The following is a 19,139-nucleotide window of genomic DNA, read 5'->3' on the forward strand; positions in this document are numbered from 1 at the left end:
GTAGTTTCATACGTAACAAGTAACAAAGGCACCACCTGGTGCCTTTTGTTTCGATTTAGATTTGAGCTTATTCGCCATTTATACTCAAATGCATGTGATATTAATTGACATACTGGGCTTGCACATCATGCTTAAGAAACTCAATTTCCGCTATTTTTTGCTTCAGTTCTTCTTCGCTGATTACGCCTTCCTTTTGTAACCAACGGAATTTTTCGATCTCATTTTCTGGGTCATTTTCCGGGTCTACGTCACCATAATACTTGCGCAGTTGTTGAATGCGTCTGCCCTTAATCTCCTCAACGATAACGTCGTGATATCTTTCTTGAATGACGTAAACTTTAACTGGGTCCATTGTAAACACGCTGTATTTTATCGTGGAGAAATACGACCAACCAATACACAGAATACCGATCACCATCCAAAAACCTTTACCGCTTAAAGGGTCGCCAGCATACATAGCGCTACCAAGCTGAAAAAGGCCAATAACAATCCACAGCGCACCGACATTCCTGAGCCATTCATTACGTTCAATAACGACCGATGATTTGTTAGGAAAGTCGATATATCGAAAGTTTTCGTCTAAAGAACCGTTTTTATCTTTAACGGCATAGTTAAAATAATCGTCATGGAAAGTAAACGTATGTTTGTTCGAGCCTTTCTTTTGTACAAGTTCCATCATGATTCTCTGTTGGTATTTTTTCCGTTCGCTTCTCACATCAAGGTGCCCTTTTAGTTATTGGAGACCTATCAACAAGTTATCGCGATCACAATATTTATCTGACTGGTGATATCACGCTAATTTATATGAAATTAATCACTCACGATGCGACCGTCACCATATTTTATAAACACAAACTGTTGTTTAGATTCCACTTGAGTCAAATTCATACTAAATGACTAATTTAACGATGAAAAAAGGCACCAATCGGTGCCTTTTGTTTTAGTTAGTGAGTGTACTTACAGCTCGTGCTCGGTACGAGCAATGATGTCGTCTTGCGCATCTGGTGATAGCGCGGTGAAGAAAGCTGAGTAGCCTGCGACTCGCACAACAAGATCACGATATTGCTCTGGGTTCTTCTTCGCGGCTAACAAGGTCTCACGAGAGACGATGTTGTATTGCACATGCCAACCCTTGTGGTGGTTGAAGAAGGTACGAATCAACATAGAAAGCTTGAGCTTATCCCCTTCAGACTCAACCGCTGCTGGGCTCAACTTCTGGTTAAGCAGCACGCCACCAAGGATCTTATTCGCTTGGATCTTACCGACCGAGTTGTACACTGCCGTTGGACCTAAACGGTCTGAACCAGACGATGGGCTTGCACCTTCTGCCAATGGCGTTTTCGCTTTACGACCGTCCGGCGTTGCCATAGTTGAGGCGCCAAATGGGACGTTTGCCGAGATACTTGATGTACCTGCGTAGTAACCGCCACCAATTGGACCACGCCCATGACGCGTATTAACGAACTGCTCTAGCTCATCAATGTACACTTGGTAAGCGTCTGCCAGTAGTTGATCTACTGCGTCATCATCATTACCGTATTTTGGTGCAAAGTTGATAAGACGTTGGCGAAGCTGCTCGTTCTCCATGCCGTCGAAATCTTCTGCCAATGCTTTTGCTAGCTGTTGTTGTGAGATAAGAGGCTGAGTGATTTGCGCATCATCGAAAACAAGATGTTTGATTGCTGCTAGGCTGTTACCCAAGTTTGCGATACCGACTTGCAAGCCAGACACCCAGTCGTATTTCGCGCCGCCTTCTTTCACGGTTTTACCGCGAGCCAAACAGTCATCCACCAGCGTTGAACAGAAGATGTCTTGTGCCTGTTGTTCAAGCACGCTGTCGACTACTGTATCAATCTCAATCGATTTACGGGTGTAGTAGCGGATTTGCTCTGCCCAAGAGGCCGTCACTTGCTCAAAGTTCTCAAAGTTACCTTTTGCTAATGACTTATCATGAGGCAAGAAAGCTTTACCCGTTGTTGCATCCACACCTTCGTTCAATGAAGCGAGCAGGATACGAGCGAAGTTAATGAAGCTCATGCCCGTACAACGGTAACCCCATTTGCCGGGAACCGCCGTCTCGATACAGCCGATAGATGCGTAGTTGTAAGCGTCTTCTTTCTCTACACCAAGCTTGATGAATTCAGGAATAACAATCTCATCGTTGTTGAACGCTGGCATACCGAAGCCGCATTTAATCACTTCGATACAGCCCATTAAGAACTCTTGGTTCAAACCTTCGTGGTAACGCACGCTCAGGTTAGGTTGCGTCGAACGCAACTGACCACAAGATTCCAGAATCGCCCAAGAAAGGGGATTCACTGCGTCTTCAGGCTCACCCTTTTCATTCAACTTCTGACCGCCGATACACACGTTTTGATACAGCGGAGAACCAGCCGATGCTTTCGAGTGCGCACCAGAGCGAATCTTGTTTACTTCAAGCAGCTTCAACCAGCAGCTTTGTAAAAGCTCAAGTGCAAAGCCTTTTTCAAGCGTGCCGTTTTCGATATCACGAACATAAAACTCGTTGAGGAATTGGTCCATACGACCGAAAGAAACCGAGTGACCGTTCGATTCGATTTGTAACATCAACTGAACGAAGTAGCTCAATTGCAGTGCTTGCCAGAAGTTTTCTGGTGCGTGGCTTGCTACATGACGACAGTTTGCCGCAATGCTTTCTAACTCAGCTTTGCGCAGCGGACGCGTCTCTTCTAGCGCCATTTTTGCCGCCAATTCAGCGTAGCTCACCATGTGGTCTTGAATGGCAAGCAGTACAATTTCGACCGATTTGTAGAACTGCTCTTTCTTCAAGCCTTCAAAGGTCGAAACATCATTGTTAGCACGGTGCTGACGAACATCCTCTAACAAACCGTTCATGCCTAGCTTCAAGATTTTCTCGTTATCCACCGCAAGGTGCGCGTCACCCGAAGTCATGTTGCCTTCAGCTTTAATGATGGTGCTGGCTAAGATTTCTTGCTGCTCATCAGTGAACAAGCCATAACAACGGTCTTGAACGGTTTTACCACGCCAATACGGTGTGATGCTGTGGATGCTTTGCTTATCTTCTTCAGTAACAGCAAAGCCTGCACCAGGACGGTCGGCTAGCTCATCAATTTCCGCTTCAATCCAACGCACTGTATATTCTGGGAAAATAGGCGCAGCGCGCACTTTGCTCGCTTGGTTACCGACGATCAACTCATCGTGTTTAATCCAAATCGTACGAGTGCGTAAGTGCTCTTGCAGTGCTAGCGCACGTTGCACAATCACAGGTTTGTCTTCGTTTGCTTGATAAGCACGAGTGTATGCCTCTGCACGCTCGGTGCAGACAGGTGGCGTTACGATGTTTACCAGTGCCGATTTGTGCGCTTTGATACGCTCAGGAAGGGTGTTCAGGTCCATAGTTAACCTCTTACAATCACGTTAAGTTGGGTGTTTTCGCTTGCGTATTGCATGGCGCTTTCTAGCAGTTCTGGTTTGTTTAGTGGCTTGTCAGAACACTCGTAAGGCATATCGAGCAAACGGTATTTATTGATGCCGAGCGTGTGGTACGGCAGCAAGTGAAGTTCTTGGCAGCTTTCTAGTGAAGCCGCAAAATCGATGATGTCTTTCAACTCTTCGATGGTGTCATTGAACCCCGGCACGACGGGAACGCGAATCACAATGCGTTTCGCGATAGGTGCCAGTTTTCGGAAATTGTCTTTGATGCGTTTCAGTGAACCTTTCACCCAACTAAGAAACTTTTCTTCGTCGGTGTGTTTTAAATCCGCCAACCAGCAATCAATATGCGGCGCGGCTCTTTCGACATTCTTCCAAGGCACATGCATGCACGATTCAATGGCGGTAGAGACTTGGTTGTCATGCAGACGCTGTGCGAGTTCTGCTACCAAATCCGCTTGCATGAGTGGCTCACCACCGGAGAAGGTCACGCCACCTTGGCTTTGGTCGTAGAAAGGTTTGTCTTTCATCAAGGTGTCGAACAGCATGTCTGATTTTGCCTCTTCACCGCAGACAGTCAGTGCTTGCGTAGGACAGACATTGCGCAGCGCGATCAGTTGGTCTTCTTTGATGGCTTTGCGATTGATGATGATCTGGTTGTCGATGCGTTGAATACCATCACCCACCGTTTCAATACCCGCTGTGGATTGAGTTGTGGCTTGATAAGCAGAAACGCATAGTTGGCAACCTTGCATACAGCTTCGCTGATCAAACAACAGTGAATGCTTTTCGCTGCGACTTTCTGGGTTTTGACACCAAGGGCAAGACAAGCTGCATCCTTTAAGAAAAAGAATGGAACGAATGCCATCGCCATCATGGGTAGAGAATCGTTGGATATTGAAATACATCTCTGCTTGCCTCTTGGTCTGTGCTACCGCTGTGTACTTAATCTGTTTCTTGCTGGTTAAGCCTTATGAACGGCTTTTCTTTGTTCGAACTGAAAGCTTCATTTGAGCGTTTACAAGTTTCACCTAACTTTCACTTAATGAAATTATTATAGTTTCAAATGAAATTTCAATTGATCAGAGTCAAGATCTCGTTCGATTGTCAGATCTATAGTGATCCCATCATCAAAACGAAGATTTTGTTTAAGGTAGAAACCATGATTGAACTTTATTTAGATACTGCTGATGTGGCAGAAGTAAAACGCTTTAACCAATGCCTACCGCTAAAAGGCGTGACGACAAACCCAAGCATTTTGGCGAAGTCAAAACAGGGACTGAATGAAACCCTAGCGGGCATGCAAGAAGCACTTGGCGGTAAACCTCGCTTTCACGCTCAAGTCGTGAGTTCAACTGTCGAAGGTATGGTGGCAGAAGCGCGCCAACTGAATGAATTGCCTTACGATATGGTGGTAAAAGTGCCAGCAACAGAAACTGGCTTAGCCGCAATTAAGCTAATGAAAGAAGAGGGAATTCAGGTTCTTGCTACCGCTATCTATTCAGCTCAACAAGGTTTCCTTGCAGCACTGTGCGGTGCAGACTACCTAGCACCTTACGTAAACCGCATTGATGCGATGAACGGCAACGGTGTTGAAGTGGTCGCGGATCTTCAATTGTTGCTCGATCAAAACCAACTACCAGCGAAGATTTTGGCAGCCAGCTTCAAGAACACTCAACAAGCGATGGAAGTGATGAAACTTGGTATCGAAGCCATTACATTACCAACCGATGTGGCGGCACAAATGTTCGCCCATCCAGCAGTCAAACCTGCAGTTGAACAGTTCGATAAAGACTGGAAAGAGACGTTTGGCGAGAAACTTTCATTTGAAAGCTAATTAGAAGTAGCAGCTAGACGTCTTAGTTAGGGTCTATTAATAAGGGAATCTTAACTCACCCTGTGCGCCGGTGAGTTTAAGATTCCCTTTTGTGTTTCAGATAAAGAAGTAGCGCTACAGCAGCTCTCTATTGGTCAGTGACCAAAGGTACACGCGCTTGAGTAAACTGATTTTGAACCTCTTACGAATACCTCGTTTGGAATAGCGGAGTCGGCTTGGCAAAGTAATGGCTTTCAGCTCGGTTTTCATTTCTTTTCCATCCACCAACACAGTAAACCTCCGATGCAGTAAGCCAGCAGATCTTTCCAATCAAATGTGGCGCCCAAAATTACAGCCAGAGGCGATGAAGGTTCGATACCAAGCCAAGCAGCAAGCTGTAACAATTGCCCCAACTCGACAGCAAACGCAATCAACACCACCAGTGAAACCAGCCAGTTAACGGGCATGGAGAACAAGCTTGCGAGAAAGTAGTAGAGCCAAACCACAACGAGAACATCACCAACTGTCGGACGAATAAAGCTGTCTCGAACATAGAGCGCGATAACGACCAATGCGATAAAACACACCAAGCTTTTCAGTCCATTTTTTACCGAAAATCGCAGGTGGATATCGCACGTTTCTTCCACCATATTGCTCGGCTGACCAGTAAGAGTGACTCGTTTAAACATCTTCATGATTCGCCTTTGCACTTTCTTCTGCTTTCTTATTTCGTGCGTACCAGTCGATGTTGCGTGTAATAACCATAGTGAAGCTCAAAATCGCGAAACACAGCAATGTTCCCATAACCAATGCGTAGCTTTCTGCTTGTAGCAAGCCAAACAGTAATCCGTAGAGAGTGAGCAAACACGCTCCGAATATCGCGCCGTGCTTGGTGTTGCTCAACATACCGCTCACGTACACACTTAAAAGCCCCGTCGATGCGACTGCCGACACCACATACGCCCAGTTAAAGCCGAGGTGTTCACTCATCGAAATCAGCAACAGATAGAAAAGTGCTAAAGCCAGACCAATAAAGCCGTATTGCACAGGGTGCACCGGACGCGCTTGGAACAGCTCCAGTAAGAAGAAACTCGCAAATACTAATGTGATAACCAACAGTGAATAGTTAACGGCTCGGTGAGATTTCAAATAGTGGTCCACGGGATCAATCAAATCTACGCCCATTTGTCGCTGTTCAAGCTCGTGACAAGCGTGATTCGATGACAAACAGCTTTGGAACAGCTGCGCGATATTGGTTGAGAAATTGTTGCTCGCCCATTGTGCTTTAAATCCATCTTCAGATACCTCTGACGACACTGGTAAGTAATCACCGATAAAGCTTGGATGTGCCCAAGTTGAAGAGAGTTCAACCGTTGTTTGACTGCCGATTGGTGTGACTTGAAGCTGCCCCATCCCTTGCAGTAAGAAGTTAAGATCGAACGCCAAAGGTTGCTCTGCATTTAGTTCTGCAAGTGTCAGAGCACTGTGGAAGCCTTGTGGTAACTGGTCTAGCCCTGTTCCCGGTGCGACTTCGATATCAGCACTCGCCATGGTCATGTCATCCAAACGAATCAATCCGCGGCTGTCTTCAATGCCAACGACAAGGCTCATGTTTTCAATATCAAGTCCCTGCAACGCCGCGAGATCGTCTGCATCAAAAGTGCCTTTCAGTGCCACTTGTGCTTTGTATAAACGCGCACGGTAAATGCCTCGGTACTTTTCAAAACTGTCCAGATTCGCGCTCATATCAAAAGTGCTAGGTAGGAGGAATTTACGACGCTCTTTAATCTGTACTTTGTCATCTCGGTAACTGGTTTCGGTATAGTTAACCATAATGAATGGACCAATAATGCGCTGTTCGCCGCTGCTGCTGCGTGCGATGTCGTTTCTGACTTCATCTTGGCGATATGAGCGTTCTGAGATCAGCCCTGTGACCATTGAAAGTGGGATTTGCAGTAAAACAAACAAAAACAGCACGAAGGCGAACTTCGTGCCGAGTTGGTTATTGAGGATCTTTTTCATATTTCATTCTCCATTTGCTGATGGGAGTAATCTAAATCAGCAATTTGGAGAACGAATGGAGCTAATGTGGAGTTTCTATGGAGTTGGTAAAATCAAGGTCACTTTCACACCAGAATCGACGTTTTCTACTTGCAACTTACCTTTGTGCAGCTTGATCACTTGCTCAACAAAATTAAGTCCAAGCCCAGTGCTTTTAACACCATTTTCCCGAGCGAGGGAGTAGAAGCGTTCCGTCAAACGAGGCATCGCGTAGTCGGGAATATGAGGACCTGAATTGAAAATCGACAGGCACACTTTCTCTTTCGTGACCTCAGCTTTCCATTCAATGCATCCCTCTGAATCAACAAAATCCAGCGCATTGTCCATCAAGTTAAAAGCGGCCTGTTTCAGTAAGAAGGCATCACCAAGCACGGAGAGATGGTCATCAATTTGGATGTTGGCAGTGACCGACTTAGCACTCAAACGCGCATCTGCCGATTGAACCACTTCATTGACCATTTGTTTTAGCGAGATAGCTTCGACTTGTTCTAGCTCGGGGCGCTTTTCAAGACGAGCAAGTTCGAGCAACTTATCAATCAATGACTGCATGCGGTCGCTTTCTCGCTCAATGTTGCCAGCAAAGCGCGTGACCTTTTCTTCAGGCAACGGCATTTGCAATATTTCACTCGCGCCTTTAATCGCTGACAACGGGCTTTTCAGCTCATGAGTCAGCGTCTGTACGTACTCTTCCACATATTGTTTGCCGTCGAGTTGGTTGCGCATTTTCTCCAATGCGTCGCTTAGCGTGCCGTACTCATAGAAGATACGAAATGTCGGCTTAGAGACCTTTTCGCCCTCACCCATTTTGGTCGCGTAGTCTTCTAGCTTGTTCAGTGCCGAGTGAATTCGCCAAGCAAACAATGCCCCTGCCAACAGCACTAAACCACTCATCCACACCATCCAAAACAACACATTGCGTTTAGAAAGATCGATGAAGGGTTGTACAGAGCGATTGGATTTTGCCACCGTCACGCTGCCAATGATTTCGCCTTTGTGGTAAATGGGCGCAGCAACGTACATAACGGTTGATAGCGGATCTTTCGGGTCTTCGATGGTACTGCGCGCGCCGTATTGACCACGCAACGTGAGATACACATCATTCCATTGCGAGTAGTCTTTGCCTACGTCTTGCTGCCAAGAATCCGCAATCACAATGCCTTGTTTATCGGTGATGTAAATTCGATGGTTAATCGCTTTTTTGCCGATTTCCCAAATGCGCGCTTGGGGTTCTCGCTGCCCATAAGCCGCTAGCAGTTTGGAGAAGCGACTCTCAGACAACTTGTCGTTCGCGACGTCTTCTCCAGCCAATACCGCGAGTAAGTTCGCCATATCCACCAGCGTCTCTTCGGTGGTTTGACGCACGGTTGGCTTGAGTTCTTGGACGACAGTTTTGCTCACCATGTAAGCCGTCATTCCGACTAAGAGGAAGTAGAGAAAAAACAGTCTGAGTCCAAGTGGGATCTTCGGCCAGCGATTCATCATTCACCCTTAATGCAGTAAAAGTAACCAAAGCCGCGCTTGGTACAGATGCGTTCAGACATCTCAAACGGCTTCAACTTATGGCGAATAGCTTTGATGTGGGTATCGATATTGCGCTCGTACGCGGCTTCTGGCGCCATATCAGCAGCGATCATAAGCTGCTCTCGACTCAATACATTGGAAGAGACAGAAATCAGTTTATTGAGGATCTTGAACTCCACCGCAGTTAACCCAAGCATTTGCCCGCCAATACCATAGTCGAAGTTTTGCGCAACCAAATCATGGTTCAAATGAGGTTGTTCTGGAACAGCCACAGACTCCGGTTTGTGCTCCATCATCGGCGCTTTAGCTTTGATTCGAAGTTTAATGCGAGCCAACATTTCACGCGGACTAAAAGGCTTAGTCACGTAATCATCCGCACCAATCTCTAAGCCGACTACGCGGTCAATTTCATCGCTTCTTGCGGTGAGAAAGATAATGGGAATATCAGAAAACTCGCGAATGGTTTTGCAAAGCTCAAAGCCGTTACCGTCAGGTAAACCAACATCCAACACAAGTAACGCTGCTGGGTTTTGCTGCAAAAAGGCTAAGCCCTCGCCTGCCGTTGCAAACCACGCCGCATGATAGCCATCCATCTCTAATACATGAATGAGGTTTTCTGCAATGGCAGATTCATCCTCAATAATAACGACGGTTGATTGGTCGCTCATTGTCTTAACCTCGTTGACGATATTTATTTTTGTGTTGGGGTTATCCCTTACTTTGATGCAAAGGCTATCGGATTGATACAGCAATGGCAAAATCCGCGAGAGATATTAATAAAACAAAATTCATTCAAACAATGGAACTTATCACCCGCACTGATGACTCACTACATTTGCGAATACAATGATTTCACCCATTGATATGAACAGTGTTCATTTTACACTCTTTGGCTGGAATCAGTTTAAAGGACAATAACGGATGAAAAGAGCACTACTCCCCTTAACGTTAATCACTTTGCTCTCTGGCTGCGCCAGCATGTCTCCCGAAGAATGTAAAACCGCGGACTGGTACAACGTCGGCTACCAAAATGGCTTAAACGGCAACGCGCCAAGCATTATTAATAGTTATACCGAAGATTGTAACGAGGCCGGGGTGACTCCAAATCGCGCGCAGTGGAAAGAAGGCTTCGATAAAGGCACTATCATCTATTGCTCTCCAGACAACGGTTACACCGTGGGAAGTGAGGGCAGAGAATACTATGGTGTATGCAGCAACAAGCAATTTCTTGAAAATTACCAATTAGGTCGTCAGGAATATCAACGCCAACAGCGTATCCAACAAATTGATACCGAAATCTCGGTTATCGACAATCAGCTAGACAACAATCCTGATAAAGAAAATGCTAAGCGATTAAAAGAAAAGAGAAAAAGGCTAGCAGATGAGCGTTCACAACTGCTCACACCAACCATTAATTTCAATTTGAACTTCTAAAACCGCTGCATTTCGTTTGCTAAAAATCCATGGCCCTAGCTCAGCTCTAGGGTCATAAATTGGCTGTTCGGATCGAGTTCGTAATCCCCGAACGGCTCACAGTAGACAAAGCCATGTTTTTCATACAGCAGACGGGCAGGCTCAAAAAATTCCATCGAACCCGTTTCTAGGCTTAATCGTCGTAGCCCTTTTTGCTTTGCTTGCTCAATCACATGAATCAATAATTGAGACGCTACGCCTTGACCTCTTGCCGATGGCGCAGTGCGCATTGACTTCAGCTCTGCGTGTTGCTCGTCCAATTCCTTAATTGCAGCACAACCAAGTAGCTGTTTCTCTTTCCATCCAGTCCAAAATGTCACTTCTGACGCTTTCAGTTTATCCAAATCTAGCGCATGTACGCTCTCTGGTGGCGACGTGGAATACATATCTTGCAAATGCTCTTCTAGCAGCGCAATGACCTCTGCTCTTTCTAAATTATCGACTTCAATGTTCACATATCGTCCTTGAGAGTTCGTGGTTATTCATTCAGTTGCATCAAATTTATTGCAAAATTTTAGTAGGTACAATCTATTGCTTTGTTCTTCTTTACAATTCCTGTCGCATGATATGCTGAGGCCCAACCGGGCCACCATGATACAGCTCGTTAGTATCTTCAAAGCCCGCCTTTAGGTAACACTGGTAGGCGGGGACGTTTCGACAATTAACCGTTAGGTAGAGAAATTCAAACGTTGGATAATACAACTTAACAAAATCCCCAAACAGTCCGATTGCTTGCTTCGCAATACCTTTGCCTTGATGGCGATGATCCACCAGTAATGAGCGAACACCTAAACTTCTTTGAGGGCAAAAGTCATAATCTTCACTGTACGCAGCATCAAATAAAAAGAACCCGACCACACGATCATCTTCAAGGATCAAATGAGGCAGCTCTGTCGGTTTAAGACTTTCCAATCGCTTACCAATATTCTCAACCGTAAACTGAGCTTGATCTTCCAAGACTTGCAGCTCAATGGTTTGAGCGTGTCGACATGGCGTATACTTTTCAATAGTAATCATGGTCACCCTTGTTTAATTTACATTCGATTCATACAGGGTATGTCGTAAATGGAAATACCTACGGTCGTAATTCCCACTCGCAGGCAAACGTTTCACATTCTATTATCCTCGCCAGTTGTCAGTGAGGTTATTATGTTCCGTTTTCTGCTTTGTAGTTTTTCCCTTGTATTACTCTATCCTACCGCGATTGATCTTTACCTTGTAGGTTTGCCACAAATTGCAGCCGATTTACACGCCAACGAGTCACAATTACATATTGCGTTCTCTATCTATCTCGCGGGAATGGCAGCCACTATGCTATTTGCAGGCAAGATTGCCGATTCCATTGGCCGAAAACCCGTTGCTATGGTTGGCGCAGCGATCTTCATTGCGGCATCACTACTTGGCAGCATGGCTGAGCAATCCACTGCATTTTTAATCGCACGTTTTGCCCAGGGTATTGGAGCAGGCTCTTGCTATGTAGTTGCTTTTGCCATTCTACGAGACACGTTGGATGACAAACGCCGCGCTAAGGTGCTATCTATGCTCAATGGCATTACCTGCATCATTCCGGTCATCGCGCCAGTGGTTGGGCACTTGATCATGCTTAAATTCCCTTGGCAAAGTCTGTTTACCACTATGGCAGGCATGGGTGTGGTGGTTTGTTTGCTTTCAACCTTGGTGCTCAAAGAATCAAAGCCTAGCGTAATACCACAACAAAACACCGCTTCAGCTTCTAACCAAGAAGCCTTCTGTGAACGCTTTTTTATCAGCCGACTCATCATTACTGCCATTGGCGTGACCACCATTCTTACCTACGTGAATGTCTCCCCAATGCTGGTGATGGGCGAACTTGGTTTTGATCGTGGTGGCTACTCTTCGGTCATGGCAGGCACGGCATTAGTCAGTATGATCACTTCTTTCTCTGCGCCATTGGCTTTGTCTTACTTTAAGCAACGTACTCTGATGCTGATTTCGCAAACCTTGCTTCTCAGCGCTGCGATGGTGATTGGTTTTGCGCATCTAAACCAATGGGGAATCCCATTTTACTTATTCGGATTTGGGCTGATTTGCGCTGGCTTCTCGATTGGCTTTGGCGTGGCCATGAGTCAAGCGCTCAGCCCTTTCTCTCAACGTGCAGGTGTAGCAAGCTCACTATTGGGCATCGCTCAAGTATGTTGCTCTGCCCTCTACATCTGGTTTATGGGGTTCATCGGCGTTAATGCGCTGAATATGTTGGTGTTTGTGTTAGCAATAGGTGGCGTAATCAACTTGGCTCTAATACTATTTATTCCTAAGCCTGCTCATGAAAGCCACTATGAAGAAATCTCTAGCCCGTCTTGATCTCAACTTGTTGTTCACTCTGCAATTGCTGCTGCAAGAGCAGAGTGTTTCCAAAGCGTCAAAGAAATTAAACGTCACGCCGTCAACGGTAAGTAAATCGCTCAATAAGCTTCGTGACTGGTTTGATGATCCTCTGTTTGTCAAAACACCGAAAGGATTAGCGCCGACTCCGTTAGCGCAGAGCATGGAGCAAGATCTGGCGGAATGGCTACAAATTGGCAGCCAAATTGCGGAGAAACGCAGCGATATAGCACCAAAAGGCGTACGCTTTGATCTGACCATTGAATCCCCTTTAGTGCTGACGATTCTTGATGATCTTCTTGTTGCCATCCACCAGCGCTACCCAGATGCGAAAGTCAAAACCAGTAACTGGGATTACGATTCACTTGATGCGATTGTGCGGGGCGAGGCAGACATCGGCTTTACCGGCAGAGAAAGTCATCCTCGCTCGAAGGAATCACTCGACCTGCTTCCCTACTTCCTCGATTTTGAAGTGCTGTTCTCAGATTTACCTATGGTGTACCTGCACAAAGATCACCCTGCTTTGGAGCAGGAATGGAACCTTGAGACCTTTTTGAGTTACCAACACATCAATATTGTTTGGGAAAAGAGTGAGACGTGGGCACTGGACGAAGTGTTGAGTGAACTTGGTTTACAGCGCTCCATTGGCTTAACTATGTCGAGCTTCGAACAGTCTCTGTTTATGGCCGCGCAACCACACCACAATATGTTGACCACAGCGCCGCAATACTGTGAGAGTTACACCAAGAAGTTGCATCCAGACTTGGTGTGCTTACCCATTCCTTTAGAGCAACCACAACAAGAAAAACTGCTGATCCCGTTCACCATGATTTGGCACAAACGTAATGCGTACAACCCAAAACTGGTGTGGTTACGAAATACCATTAAGTCGCTTTTTTCCAGCCAATCGTGACGAGCAACTAGCAGCTAAGTGGGGTGAAAATGTCATCCCACTTAGAGTTTCAAATTGCTCTTCAAATCAGCCGCTGCTTATTCCACATTAACCTGCCTTTTCTCAGCAAGAGCCATAGCGATATTGGCTTTGCTGTACGCACTCTCATTGATGAAGTGCGGATAGATCTCCTGTTTACCTTCCCAAAAAATGTCGTAGCCAAAGAAAGTTGCGAGTAAGGGTTCTCCGGGTTTCACCACTTCGAAATCTCGTCCACAGATCATAGGGTGCACTATCGCGGCACGCATACCATCGTGGTCGACAGGGATCATCACTTCTTCGGTGTAAAAATACGCGTCGTAGTCGTTCAACTCACCGACTTGACCAAGGTTATGCTGTTCAAGGTAATCGAGCACCATAGTCAGCATCTTTTTCATCAGTTTTAGAGTCTCGTACTTTAGCGAACCATGCGCTTGAGCCCCAACTTCGATCATCACACCATGCTGCCCTGTGGTGCACAAGTAAGGTTGGTCATCCCACGCTTTTCTGTCTTCAAACAAGATGTTGGCTTCTGGCATACGTTGCTTCACATAGGCCCCCATCTTGCGATAGAACACGTCGTTAGAAACCAAAATCAAGGTCGCGCCCATGTTACTGGTGGTGTTATGTAGATCGACGATAAGTTGCTTTTCTTCAGCGGCATGAGTTTGGGTAAATTGCTTTGCCAATTCTGTCTCTTGCAGGCTCCCGCCTTCACCATGAGAAGAGGCTGATGAATTCGCAAGCGCAAACTCGCGGTTTAAATCCGTCTCAACATAACGAACGTTTTGCTTTACCGCTTCCGGGTTGCCAAGCACACAGTGAGTGCTGAACGTTGAGCGTTCAGCATCGTAAAGACGATCTTTGATGAGCTTTTGAAGATAAATGCCAGAAAGCTCATTACCATGCGTACCTGCTACGAGCAGAACACGATTAAGTTTGTCCATAAAAGTGATATTCCAAATATTGAGTAAAAGTGAGTCTAGATTGAGATTCGGCGGCGCCTTCTTAGCGAAACGCCATTGCTCCTTTCCCTACGCCTTCATAAGCAATGATTTGTAACGACTGTCCTTCATCCAATGAAGGAGCGATTTCATTGGCGATAAACACAGCCAACAACTCTACCGTCGTATCGGTGTTCAATACCTCGGTTTCGCTGTGTGCGATAGCAAGTTGGAAGTCACCTTGTGAAGTGGTGTATCGGAAACCAAAATGCGTGTCACAGTTGATGAGGCTTGCATGTTCACTTAGCTCCAGGTGACCAATCTCGACTAGGTCTTCGATGGATGCGAGGTAGATATCTTGCCAACGCTGTGCAAAAGCGTGCTCACGAGCGGTATCTCGCTGACCATCAACCAGAATTTGGATCGGTGAACGATGCCCGTGCGCAATGCGCTGGCAGTTACCGTCGTGTTTTTTCAAACCGTGGGTGTAGTGATAATACGCACCATCAAGTTTTTCATGACGCAAGGTCAGATCAATCGATGCGACATTACTTGGCAGATGACCTTGCAGGACGTCGTGGATGTGTTGCGTTACGCTCTCTATTGAGATGTCTTCCGCGTTCACAAAACAAAATGCTTCATCGGGGCAATTCAGGTGAATACTCTTTTCTCCACGCATAAGATCCACTTGAGAATAGCCCGCTTTGGCATTGGTAATTTCCACCGCCTCGTTCTTTACGGGTATAAGCAAACGGTGATCAACATATTGATCCACCAATTGCTTGATTTGTTTTTTCACTTTAGAGAAATCCAGCACCATGCTCATCTCATTGAGATCACCATGCATTACTACGTCCAGAATCCAACTCTCACCCACCATGCCTCGTGTTTGACACAGGTATGAAGCATCAATAACCGTGAGATCGTTAACAAATAGATTCAATCTGAATTCCTCATTCTATATCGAGCATTAAAATCAAATTGTTATACTATAACACTTGCCGTTGTTACTCAATTTCGCAAAATGATGACTTTTTGACTCAATGCTGCACTATGTTTTCAGCTATAACTAATCGCTTTATCAACTAATTAACACTTTCTGTTTAACGCTACACTTCAGCTCTGACCGAACGTGAGGATAAGAAATGTCGACATTTTTACTGACCGCAATTGCTATGTTGGCGTTTGCTGCTAACTCGTTGCTGTGCCGTTTGGCACTGGCAGCCGATTTGATTGACGCGGGCAGTTTCACTCTTATCCGTTTGTTCTCTGGCGCAGTCACTTTAATGGTCATCATACTGCTGCGCGGAAACTGGCGCAGCCAGATCCCTTCTCGTCGATTCAGTTTATTCGCTGGGATGACCTTATTTGGCTATGCTGCACTGTTCTCTTTTGCTTATGTAAAACTAGCAGCCGGAACGGGCGCACTGCTACTTTTTGGTGCCGTACAACTGACTCTACTCGTGATTTACTGGTGGCAAGGAGAGCGCTTTAAACCCCTCGAAGTGATTGGTATTGCCGTTTCTTTGATTGGGTTTGCGTGGCTAATGTTGCCATCTGCAACACGCCCAGATGTTTGGTCTGCCCTATTAATGGTGGTTTCTGGTATCTGTTGGGCAGGGTTTACCGCCTTAGGTAAGCAAGCGCCAACACCAACCAGCGGCATTACTTGGGGATTCATTACTGCTTCTATCTTAGGGCTTTTGCTCTCACCTTTCTTACTTGGAACGATGCAATTTACGCCGAAAGGCATACTGTTAGCAGTGGCATCAGGAGCCATCGCTTCTGGTTGCGGTTACGTGCTTTGGTATCAAGTGATGAAGAAACTAACATTATTGCAAGCGGCGGTAAGCCAACTTTCCGTGCCAGTTATTGCTTTAGTGCTAGGAAGCTTTCTGTTGGGTGAAGTGCTGACTGTACATTCCATCACTACCAGCTCAGTCATTCTTGGCGGTATCAGTTTGGTATTTTTATCTCGCTCTCAAAAAAGTGCTTAACACTCAGACAAGCCAATAAAAAATCGAAACTTTCCTCTAAACTTCAAGAACATCATCTATGCTTTTGTTAGGTATTTGTTTTCACAAAATGTTGGAAGTGTTCAATACCTAAGACGCTGGCGACTTATATTGATTTGAAATTTGGTGTGGTAATTCCTGCAAATATGTATCAGTACTGAGATTTTCTAGTTAAACGTTTTCTTGCTCATTTTTCCCTCATGCCATAAGCGGTGGGGAGTGAACGATGATTTGGGCACTTTTACCTCATTTGGTTTTGACAAAGGATTTACAAACCACTTCTTTTCAATCGCTATATTCCGCCTCCGCGATTTATTCAGAACGAAATTCTGATTATTGATTGAATAAATTCATCGACTTACAACCATAAGCCTGAGCTAACTGTGACACTATGAACGATAAAAGCAAATTCGCCACAAAAGTAGCGCTTAGCCTGACTCTGGCTTATCTGATCCCGTTTTCAATGGGTTGGCCGCAAGCGTCTACGGCGGCGACCACTGTTATGCTGATCGCTTCAACAGGCAGCCGACGTGAATCTTTAGCTAAAGGTACTTTGCGTGTGCTTGGCACCCTGGTTGGGGCTGTTATTGGTTTATTGCTCGTGGGCATGTTCGCTCAAGACCGCATTATGTACATGCTCAGCGTTTCTGTGGTCGTGTCCTTTATCTTTTATTTCCGTAACGCCTATCAAAAAGACCCAACCTTGCTGGCGCTAACCGGTGTGATGACCTTGATGATGTCAAACGGTGGCGATGCAGAAGGTGCCTTCATGTATGGGGTTGACCGCGCTTACATGACCATCTTTGGCGTAGTGCTTTACACTTTGGTGGGTACTTTCTTATGGCCGACGAAGACAGAACAAAACCTTCGTCAGCTAATTGAACAGCTCAACCAAGCTCAGCAAGCGCTGTTCGCGGCAATCTTACAGAACTTCGAAGAGAGGCAAGCTCAGCAACAAGGGTTAGTCCCAGCTTCAGGTAAACAAGATACTGAAGAGGAGGATGAAGAGCCTCAACCCACCATAGAAGACCTATTAGACAAAGTATTCGCCGCACAAAACGCGTTAGAGCAACGCTTCGCAGCCGTAAGTGTCGAGTGTAGTGACGTGTCGGCCTACATGAAAGAATGGCAACTCGCTGTTCACTTCAACAAGCAAATTACCCAAGAACTCAGCGTGGCAGCACACAGCCACTTTAGCCACCAGCAAGACCGAGGCTGCATCAATAACTTCGATCAAGCCATCGAAGAAATTCAAGCGCTATTCAAAACCTGCCAAGAAATGTGGGACAACGAAGGGCCAGCTTACCGTGCTCAGGAATTTAAGGTTGATTACAACCAACAAGCTTTGTCAGACGCTCCCCATCTAGTCAAAGGCTCCGCCCTGACACTGGGCCACTTACTCAAGCTAATGCATCAGAGCTTATCTCGCCTTGCGGAGAGCATCAGCTGTATTGATTCGGTCACCAATAATGTCTCGTTCAAACAAGATCTGCCGAAGCAGAAGAGTAAATTCCTTTGGTGGGATGCAGAGAACTTCAAAACCGCAGTAAAAACCTTCACCACCTATTGGGTAGCAGGATTGATTTGGATTTACTTCAATCCACCGGGTGGCTACTCGTTTGTTACCTTCTCCACCATCTTCATGTCACTGCTGTCGTTTGTTCCGGTTCACCCATTTATGTTGCTGATCTTGTTTACGTTTGGCTTCTTGTTTGCGGTGCCTTCATACGTCTTCATACTGCCGGGATTGGAACTCGGAGGCGAACTCGGCTTGTTCATCTTCATCTACACCTTTATCGGTTTCTACCTGTTTAAAGGACCAGTGACCATCTTCTACATGATTGGCTTGTTTGTCCTCGGTCTGGACAACAACATGACCTATCACTTTGGTATTCTGATGACGATCATGACTTTGTTCTACATGGTGGTGTTCATGATCATCTTCGCGCACTACTTCCCTTTCAGTTCTCGTCCAGAACACTTGTTCTTAACACTGAAAGAGCGCTATTTCAGGCACGTTGGCGACCTATTTACCAGCTACCATGAACAGCCTGAATCCACATTTAATAAGATGAAACGCTCACTGCACTTGGTGACGCTGAACGTTTCCTCTAAAAAGCTCAAAGTGTGGGGGGCGAAGATCAACCACAAGCTGTTCGACAAGACACCGCCAGAAGCAATTGGTGCATTCAGCAAGTCTTGTGACGCCTTAAGCAACCACGTAAACATCTTGATTGCCGCCGAACAAAAGCTATTAAGTAACCCACTTATCAAACAGTTACGCAGCAAACATACCGATTCCATATTACCTCTGATGGCCGGTGCATTAGCAAGCCACCAGACGACCGACGAACTCGATTCTGTGTTCGAACAATACAGCCAGGATTACCAATCCTTTGAAAATAAACTGGAAGATTTCTTTAGTGAGTTGGATTTATCTGACTACGCTTATTCAGAGATAGCTGGTTTTTATATCTTGCTGAATTTAAAACGGAACGTGTTCGAAGCGATAAATCAATGCAAGCAAACCTACGAGGATATCGATTGGGTGAACTTACGTCAGAAGCGGTTTTAAAGGTGAGGAT

At 45.8% G+C, this 19,139-nt stretch carries 17 protein-coding genes; 6 read left to right on the plus strand and 11 right to left on the minus strand.

The features are described 5' to 3' along the window. Window positions 1-100: 100 nt before the first annotated feature. From GXP65_RS07945 to GXP65_RS07955, 3 genes are all read right to left on the minus strand, one after another. Window positions 101-679, minus strand: a complete 579-nt coding sequence (locus tag GXP65_RS07945) for a hypothetical protein (RefSeq protein ID WP_223976372.1) — start codon at window positions 677-679, stop codon at window positions 101-103. Between the two features lie 278 nt (window positions 680-957). After that, window positions 958-3,396, minus strand: coding sequence for a formate C-acetyltransferase/glycerol dehydratase family glycyl radical enzyme (locus GXP65_RS07950; protein ID WP_162092486.1), 2,439 nt, complete (start codon window positions 3,394-3,396; stop codon window positions 958-960). Window positions 3,397-3,398: 2 nt separating this feature from the next. Continuing rightward, window positions 3,399-4,340: a glycyl-radical enzyme activating protein gene (locus GXP65_RS07955; protein ID WP_162092487.1), complete on the minus strand. Its 942-nt coding sequence runs from the start codon at window positions 4,338-4,340 to the stop codon at window positions 3,399-3,401. A gap of 254 nt (window positions 4,341-4,594) precedes the next feature. Here GXP65_RS07955 and GXP65_RS07960 point away from each other — a divergent pair, with 254 nt between their 5' ends. Then, window positions 4,595-5,269: a fructose-6-phosphate aldolase gene (locus GXP65_RS07960; protein WP_122021000.1), complete on the plus strand. Its 675-nt coding sequence runs from the start codon at window positions 4,595-4,597 to the stop codon at window positions 5,267-5,269. A gap of 245 nt (window positions 5,270-5,514) precedes the next feature. Here the strand turns inward: GXP65_RS07960 and GXP65_RS07965 are convergent, their stop codons facing one another. From GXP65_RS07965 to GXP65_RS07980, 4 genes are all read right to left on the minus strand, one after another. Further along, window positions 5,515-5,943, minus strand: coding sequence for a DUF2809 domain-containing protein (locus tag GXP65_RS07965; RefSeq protein ID WP_162092488.1), 429 nt, complete (start codon window positions 5,941-5,943; stop codon window positions 5,515-5,517). Next, window positions 5,930-7,270: a cell envelope integrity protein CreD gene (creD, locus tag GXP65_RS07970; RefSeq protein WP_114092008.1), complete on the minus strand. Its 1,341-nt coding sequence runs from the start codon at window positions 7,268-7,270 to the stop codon at window positions 5,930-5,932. The genes GXP65_RS07965 and creD overlap by 14 nt, the downstream gene beginning before the upstream one ends. Before the next feature lie 75 nt (window positions 7,271-7,345). After that, window positions 7,346-8,788, minus strand: a complete 1,443-nt coding sequence (gene creC, locus GXP65_RS07975; RefSeq protein WP_162092538.1) for a two-component system sensor histidine kinase CreC — start codon at window positions 8,786-8,788, stop codon at window positions 7,346-7,348. Then, entirely contained in the window at window positions 8,788-9,498 is a 711-nt protein-coding gene (locus tag GXP65_RS07980) for a response regulator (protein ID WP_038891416.1), read from the minus strand. The genes creC and GXP65_RS07980 overlap by 1 nt, the downstream gene beginning before the upstream one ends. 253 nt (window positions 9,499-9,751) lie before the next feature. Between GXP65_RS07980 and GXP65_RS07985 the strand changes: the two genes are divergently transcribed. Next, on the plus strand, window positions 9,752-10,264 hold the full coding sequence (locus GXP65_RS07985; protein WP_005429368.1) for a DUF2799 domain-containing protein: 513 nt from the start codon (window positions 9,752-9,754) through the stop codon (window positions 10,262-10,264). 35 nt (window positions 10,265-10,299) lie between these two features. On the opposite strand, the gene GXP65_RS07990 is transcribed toward GXP65_RS07985, so the two are convergent. Both GXP65_RS07990 and GXP65_RS07995 read right to left on the minus strand, forming a co-directional pair. Then, entirely contained in the window at window positions 10,300-10,758 is a 459-nt protein-coding gene (locus GXP65_RS07990) for a GNAT family N-acetyltransferase (protein ID WP_162092489.1), read from the minus strand. Window positions 10,759-10,849: 91 nt separating this feature from the next. Further along, complete coding sequence (locus GXP65_RS07995; RefSeq protein ID WP_162092490.1) at window positions 10,850-11,320, minus strand: GNAT family N-acetyltransferase; 471 nt, start codon at window positions 11,318-11,320, stop codon at window positions 10,850-10,852. A gap of 132 nt (window positions 11,321-11,452) precedes the next feature. Between GXP65_RS07995 and GXP65_RS08000 the strand changes: the two genes are divergently transcribed. Next, window positions 11,453-12,643, plus strand: a complete 1,191-nt coding sequence (locus tag GXP65_RS08000; protein WP_162092491.1) for an MFS transporter — start codon at window positions 11,453-11,455, stop codon at window positions 12,641-12,643. Next, window positions 12,618-13,577, plus strand: coding sequence for an HTH-type transcriptional regulator YidZ (gene yidZ, locus GXP65_RS08005; RefSeq protein ID WP_162092492.1), 960 nt, complete (start codon window positions 12,618-12,620; stop codon window positions 13,575-13,577). Before GXP65_RS08000 ends, yidZ begins: the two co-directional genes overlap by 26 nt. A 77-nt stretch (window positions 13,578-13,654) precedes the next feature. Here the strand turns inward: yidZ and GXP65_RS08010 are convergent, their stop codons facing one another. Next, the gene (locus tag GXP65_RS08010; RefSeq protein WP_162092493.1) at window positions 13,655-14,542 is read right to left on the minus strand and encodes an aspartoacylase; all 888 of its coding nucleotides are present in this window, start codon (window positions 14,540-14,542) and stop codon (window positions 13,655-13,657) included. Between the two features lie 61 nt (window positions 14,543-14,603). Further along, a complete protein-coding gene (locus GXP65_RS08015; RefSeq protein ID WP_045374257.1) occupies window positions 14,604-15,482 on the minus strand; it encodes a 6-carboxytetrahydropterin synthase in 879 nt (292 codons plus the stop codon). A 202-nt stretch (window positions 15,483-15,684) separates the two neighbouring features. Here GXP65_RS08015 and GXP65_RS08020 point away from each other — a divergent pair, with 202 nt between their 5' ends. Together GXP65_RS08020 and GXP65_RS08025 are read left to right on the plus strand one after the other, a co-directional pair. Next, window positions 15,685-16,536: a DMT family transporter gene (locus GXP65_RS08020; RefSeq protein WP_162092494.1), complete on the plus strand. Its 852-nt coding sequence runs from the start codon at window positions 15,685-15,687 to the stop codon at window positions 16,534-16,536. A gap of 409 nt (window positions 16,537-16,945) precedes the next feature. After that, a complete protein-coding gene (locus GXP65_RS08025) occupies window positions 16,946-19,129 on the plus strand; it encodes an FUSC family protein (RefSeq protein WP_162092495.1) in 2,184 nt (727 codons plus the stop codon). The last annotated feature ends 10 nt before the right edge of the window (window positions 19,130-19,139 follow it).

Source organism: Vibrio sp. LB10LO1 (assembly GCF_010092875.1).
Taxonomy (GTDB): Bacteria; Pseudomonadota; Gammaproteobacteria; order Enterobacterales; family Vibrionaceae; genus Vibrio; species Vibrio campbellii.